The sequence below is a fragment of the Sedimentitalea sp. genome, from assembly GCF_039973035.1.
Classification (GTDB): Bacteria; Pseudomonadota; Alphaproteobacteria; order Rhodobacterales; family Rhodobacteraceae; genus Sedimentitalea.
Genome location: NZ_JBDWLR010000079.1, coordinates 1 through 6512 on the forward strand (window position 1 = coordinate 1; position 6512 = coordinate 6512).

Sequence of the window (6512 nt, forward strand, 5' to 3'; positions counted from 1 at the left end):
CACAAGGAAAGTGCGTCTTCGCTGATCCAGACAGTCAGATCACCGCGCTGCCGCAGGCCTTCGTTGTATTCAGCCCAGTTGGTCACCCGATGTTTTTGCCTCGGGATCTTGTCACGACGATCGGCGTTGAACTTGTGCGGCGTCAGGTACGTCCAGTCCGTCTGCAAAGCATGCATCTAACAGGCGACGCAGGATCCGTGCTACAACGCCGAAGAAAACAGGACGCCTTGACTAAAGGGCTCACCTCGACACTACACGACTCTCGGTGGTGTCGCAAAGTTTCCAACGAGAGCGCCCAAACTTGGGTGCTGATCACTCATATCCGGCGACTGACCCGACGCCTCGCAACAGGTTGAAATCATTCACCCCGTTTTGAATCTGTCACTTAGAGGCTGATCCAGTCACCCTCGCCATCGGCAGCCGACACTGCTTTGGCTGTTGCCGGCCCCCCGTCAAATGTGAAATCAGCCACATCGATCACGCTCGCATTGATGTTCTTGAGGATGATGATGTCTGGATCGAGATGTGAACTGGTCCCGATGTGAATCATTGTATGGCCGTTTCCTCCTTGTCTGATGACGACATCAGCCATGGAATAGCTTGACGGCAGGTCGATCAGATCAATTCCATCCTCGAAATCGGTTATGACATCCCGTCCGAGGCTGAAACGGAACACGAAGACATCGGCGTCGGCTCCCCCGGAAATCCGGTCACCGCCCAGCATGATGACATCCTGGCCAGCACCACCATGGATGAAGTCGCGGTCTCGACCATAACCGCCGAAGAGGATGTCATCGCCGGCATTCCCCGCGATGCGATCGCTTCCTAAGCTTCCATCGATTGTATCATTCCCCTGACCACCGCGCAGAAAATCGCCTCCGTATCCGCCATCGAGAAAATCGTCTCCAGAACGGCCAAAAACCTGATCATCACCCTGACGCCCGTATAGTCTTTCGTCTTCTGCGCTGCCATATAGCGCATCGCTGTGGTCGCTGCCGGTAATGTTTTCGATGCTTATGAGCCTGTCGCCCTGTGCATCACCACCAAAGGCGATGCCAAGCCGCAGGTCTACGAATACAGCCTGGTGGCTGAATTCATAGCTCGTCGTATCGTGCCCGTTGCCGCCATCCAGAATGTCCGCGTCCCGTCCGCCGACCAGGACATCATCTCCGTGGCCTCCGAAAAGGGTATCATTGCCAGCGCCACCAACCAGCGTGTTCATGCGGTTGTCGCCAAAAAGAACGTCATCCTGTGCGGAGCCAATCAGATCGCGGATGGAGATATAGGTGTCTCCCGCGGCATCGCCGAGGTTCTTAGAAGAATCGGAGAGATCCGCTGTGACACTGGTTGTTGCATCTTCGTAGGAGGCGGTGTTGCGACCACCACCCCCGTCCAGAATATCGGCACCCGCGCCGCCGACAAGAATGTCTTTACCGTTGTACCCCAGAAGCAGGTCGTTTCCGCCGAGGCCGAAGAGTTTGTCACTCTTGTTGGTTCCGTTGAGCGGCAACGTACCCATTGTCGGGTTGTCATCGTTTTCCGTTCCATAGAACACAAGCATCTGCAGCCATCCATTGTTACCTCCCCTATTCATACACCGGATGGTGCGGCCGATAAACTATCGGTCACCTGAACCTTGCAAGCTGCATTCAACAACTTGGCGACGCCCTTCAGAGCATCCGTGCGACAGCGCCGCTGAACTGGGTTTTCACATTGCCTCCTGGCAGAAACATACAAGAATAGATGATCCACGAAGCGTTCTCCGCACTTTCGAACGCTGTGTCACGGCGTGCACAGTGCTTGGTTGCTCACCGTCTCGATCAGTGCGACTTCGGAAAGCGGCATGATCATGATCGGCTGCCGCGGCGCCTTTGTGCTCATGTAGCCGGCGTATGCGTAAAGATTCCGTCGATCCATGAAGACTTTCCGCAGGCAGGTCGAGTTGCCGAGATTACCGCGAGCGACAAAGACGTCATTGAGAGGACTATCCTCGCGTGCAACGACCCTGATCCGAACAAAGTTCTGGTAATTTTTCTCGAACAGGTCAGGAACCTGCTGTCCGGCGCGAACCGCACCGATCTGCGCAGCACCAACAAGCATCAAAAGTGCCAGAACCGACGCCACGAGTAGTAAGACTGGACTACCTCGCATCCCAAGGGACCTGTTTGCGAGGAAAAGGCCAACTCCAATAGCTGCTGCGAAAGCGAAGATCGTCAGAACCCCGTCTCTAAAGACCCAGAGGGCGAAGCCCGAGTAAGTCGATGTATCGAGACCATCAATCGCCGCAAGATTCAGGCCGAGTTCGGCAAAGTATCTATCCGCATAGGACCAGCCGGCGAGGAAGACGAGTGCTCCGAGATAAAGCGAAGCAAGCCCCGCCTTGATGATGAGTGTAACGACACCTGAAAGAGCCGCTGAATCGTCTACCTCGTCAGTCAACGGCCTCTTCCTCACGCAAGGGACCCGAGTCCGGAAGCCTAGGGACATCCTCTGAACAGGCACTGCCAAGCGCACACGCAATCGCAACACAGGGATTGCAAGCTCCGGTCCCTGCCATCACGCGACCGAACTCGGCTTGATTCTGGATCGCTTCTCGCGACTGCAGGTCCGCTGTCTGGCAGACCACTCGCTCGGACGCGCGGTTCGGGATTAAGCGCGCCTCGCAGCCATAACGGATGATATCTTGGGTCACCACATGCGCGAGGCAAAAGCAGGATTCCTGCGCGATACCCCCGCTGTTCCAGACCGCGGCAGCGAGAGATGCAATCAGAGTTAGTGACATACGCATCGGCAGCTCAATCTCCGAGGTTTGGCCAAACACCCGACTCGTGAGAGTATAGCCATGCCTGTTTCAATTCATAGGGGAGTCAGAAATCATGATCCCGCGCGTGTTTCTTGCCGTTTTTATGGCCGTCGCGCTTGGTTCGAACCACCCGGCCTCCTCACAAGATGTGCCGGACAGCATTGCCGCGGCGAATGCGACAATCATGGAGTCCTACGAACGCGGCAATATTGTCGAGGCAACGGACTTGGCCGTTTCTACGCTCGCACAGGCGGAAGCGACACTTGGCGCAGAGCATCCTGATACCTTAACCAGTGTCGATAATCTTGCTCTGCTGTACCAGAGCATGGGGCGCTATGCAGATTCCGAAAAACTACACCGCCGCGCCTTGGATGCCCGCAAACGTGTGCTGGGGCCGGAACACGCCGATACCCTCACCAGCATCGACAATCTTGGCCTGTTGTATGCGAGCATCGGGCGGTATAGCGAAGCCGAAGCGTACCACCGAACTGCCCTTGAGGCCCGCAAGCGCGTGCTTGGGACCGAGGCATCCGACACCGTCGATAGTGTCAACAACCTCGCCGTTCTCTACGACAGCATGGGGCGTTTCGCTGAAGCCGAACCGCTCTATCGTCAGGCCCTTGAGACGAGCGAGCGAGTGCTCGGTCCCGGGCATCCATATACACTGATCAGCATCGCAAACCTCGCCGCCCTCTACGCGAACACGGGGCGCTCTTTGGACGCCGAACGTCTCTATCGTCGCGCTCTGGAGGCCAGCGAGCGTGCGCTTGGGCCCGATCACCCCGAAACGATCCTCAGCATCCGGGACCTCGCCAATTTCTACCAGGCTAACGGGCGCTATGTAGAGGCTGAACCGCTCTATCTCGATACGCTCGAGGCCCAGAAACGCGGACTCGGTCTCGAGCACCCCGACACTCTCACCAGCTTCAATAATCTTGCTTTGTTGTATCAGAAAATGGGACGCTATTCTGAGGCCGAGCCGCTCTACGACCGCCTGATCGAGGTTCAGGAGCGCGTGCTCGGTCCTGAGCACATCGATACACTCCTGAGCATAGGCAACCTCGCGCTGCTCTACCATGTCACCGGACGCCATTCCAAGGCCGAGCCGCTCTACAACCGCGTGATCGAGGCCCGTGAACGCCTGCTCGGCCCCGAACATCTTGACACGCTCGACAGCATCGCCAACCTCGCCACCCTGTACGCCGACACCGGGCGCTACCGCGAAGCCGAACCGCTCTACCGTCACGCGCTCGAAGTCCGTGAGCGTGTGTTCGGTGCCGAAAATCGCGATGCGCTCAACAGCATGGCCAACCTTGCTGCCTTAAATGAAAGCATGGGTCGCTATGCCGAGGCCGAGGGGCTGCATCGGCGCGCCCTTGAATTGCGCGGGCGCGTGTTAGGCGCGGAGCATCCAGAGACTTTGACAAGTATCAACAACCTTGCCAGTCTGTATGAGAGTACCCGTCGCTACGCTGATGCCGAGGCGCTCTATCAACGCGTACTCGAGACTAGAATTCGCGTCCTTGGCCCGGAACATCCTGACACGCTCATCAGCATCAACAACCTCGCCACGCTTTATGAGAGAACCGGGCGGCTAGCCGAGGCCGAACCGCTCTTCCACCAAGCGGTGGAGGCGCAAGAGCAAGTGCTCGGCGGTGAGCATCCTGATACACTGGCGAGCGTCAACAATCTCGCCGGCCTCTATACACGTTTCAGGCGTTTTGATGATGCCGAGTCGCTGCACGGGAGCGTGCGCGAAACAAGCGAACGCGTGTTGGGCAAGGAACATCCCCGGACGCTCGCGAGCGTCGTAAACCTTGCCGCGCTCTATGACAGCACCGAGCGTTTTACTGAGGCAAAGCTCCTCTACCGTTACGCACTGGAGGCGCAAGAGCGTATTCTGGGCGCGGAGCATCCCGACACAATCAATACACTCGGTAAACTTGCGATCCTTTTTGTCCGAACCGACAGATCTGAGCAGGCGCTTGTCGCTTTACGCACTCTCGACCTTCGGCTTGGGCAGTGGCTCGACACCGAGGTTGTCACCACACGCGCAGCGGCACGCAGGCGTCAGATCATCGCGCTTGAAAGCAAGTTCCAGGCACTAAGCTTCAGCTTGGCGTTACAATATCCGTCCGAGGCCTCGGTGCACTTCGCCGCTGATCTAGCGCTGAAGTGGAAAAAGCGCCTCGCCCAAGACGAAGCTCTTCTTGGCAACATCGCCCGCGAGCGCGACGAACCCGAGTTTCTGGAGGCCATCGCCGCTGTTCGTTCTGGCCGACGGGCACTCTCGAACATCGCCTTCGACGAAGACGCCTCACCCGCGGACAAGACCCGACTGCGCGAAGCGCTTGAGGAGGCCGAGGGCGGCCTTCGCGCCCTATCCGACCGTTTTCGCGACTACCTTTCCGCCAAGGCCGCCAATGCCGAAACGGTGGGTATGGCGCTTCAGGATGACGCAGCACTCATCGAATACAGATTTTTCGAGCCGTTCAACTTCGATGATGCCACATACGATCCGCTCCGGCTTATCGCCTTGGTCATGCGTGCTGACGCGGCTCCCGCGCTGGTGGACCTCGGCGAGGCCCAAGTGTTCTTCGCGCTCTATGCGGGCGTCGTCAACACCGATCTGCGACAAGCCAAGAATATTGGTTTCACCGACTTGATGCATTTTGGCGGCGACCGCCTGATCAACCCGCTACTGCCACATCTCTCCGGCATCGACTCCCTCTACATCGCTCCCGATGGGCCGCTCCAAGCTGTTCCTTTCGAGGCGTTCAAGGATGACAATGACCGCCATCTCATCGAACGCTTCGAGGTGCACATGCTGCAGACCGGCCGCGATCTCGTCAGCCGTGGTCACCGGTCGGGCGGCAATGGCCTTGTCGCGCTCGGCGGCATCGACTTCGGAGAGACGGCGGTGGCCGTCGCCGCGGCGTCGCTGCCGCCACCGACCGAGAAACGCGCCGCTCTTGATGCCACCCGTGCACAGTTCGCCGCATTCCCGCCGCTCTCGGCGACACTAGCGGAGGTCACCTACATCGGAGACGCATACGCCGCCTACCGACCCAACGAGCCAGCTCCGATCGTGCTGACCGGTAGGGATGCGACCGAGGCCGCCGTCAAGTCGCTCGCGCTGCCGCCACGTGTGTTGCACTTCGCCACCCACGGCTTCTACCTCGCTAGCGGAACGATCGAAGGGCGTCCGCTGCTCCAGTCCGGCATCACCCTCGCGGGTGCGAACTAAGCATTGAGCGGTGCCACCGGAACCGATGATGAGAACGGTGTCCTTCACGCGGTTGAGGCTCAGACGCTGAACCTTTTCGGTACTGAGTTGGTCGTGCTCTCGGCCTGCGCAACCGGCCAGGGTGCGATCGACTATTCCGAAGGGCTCGAAGGGCTGCCCCGCGCTTTTTTTGTGGCCGGCGCGCAGAATGTGCTCGCCGCGCTCTGGTCTGTCGGCGACACTGCCGCCCTCAACTTTATGCAACGCTTCTACGAGAACTGGCTCGCCCAAGAGGTTAGCAACCCGTCCGCCGCCCTGCGTCAGACCAAGCTCTGGTACATCAGCCAGACAGACGCGCGCATTGCCGATCCGCAGAATTGGTCGCCCTTCGTTCTGTTCGAGGGATGAACTCGTCAACGATCGCAGGAAGTTGTGATCATGACTTTAGGTAGTGAAGGTGTAGACGCCCCGGCTGGCTCTAGC

General features: G+C 58.6%; 2 protein-coding genes and 1 pseudogene. 1 reads left to right on the forward strand and 2 read right to left on the reverse strand.

Going from position 1 to position 6512, the window contains the following annotated elements:
- Positions 1 to 385: 385 nt before the first annotated feature.
- Together ABJO75_RS19405 and ABJO75_RS19410 are read right to left on the reverse strand one after the other, a co-directional pair.
- Positions 386 to 1561, reverse strand: a complete 1176-nt coding sequence (locus ABJO75_RS19405; RefSeq protein ID WP_348133997.1) for a calcium-binding protein — start codon at positions 1559 to 1561, stop codon at positions 386 to 388.
- Between the two features lie 221 nt (positions 1562 to 1782).
- Complete coding sequence (locus ABJO75_RS19410) at positions 1783 to 2439, reverse strand: hypothetical protein (protein ID WP_348133999.1); 657 nt, start codon at positions 2437 to 2439, stop codon at positions 1783 to 1785.
- 548 nt (positions 2440 to 2987) lie between these two features.
- Here ABJO75_RS19410 and ABJO75_RS19415 point away from each other — a divergent pair.
- Positions 2988 to 6437: pseudogene (locus tag ABJO75_RS19415) on the forward strand (CHAT domain-containing tetratricopeptide repeat protein).
- Positions 6438 to 6512: the final 75 nt, after the last annotated feature.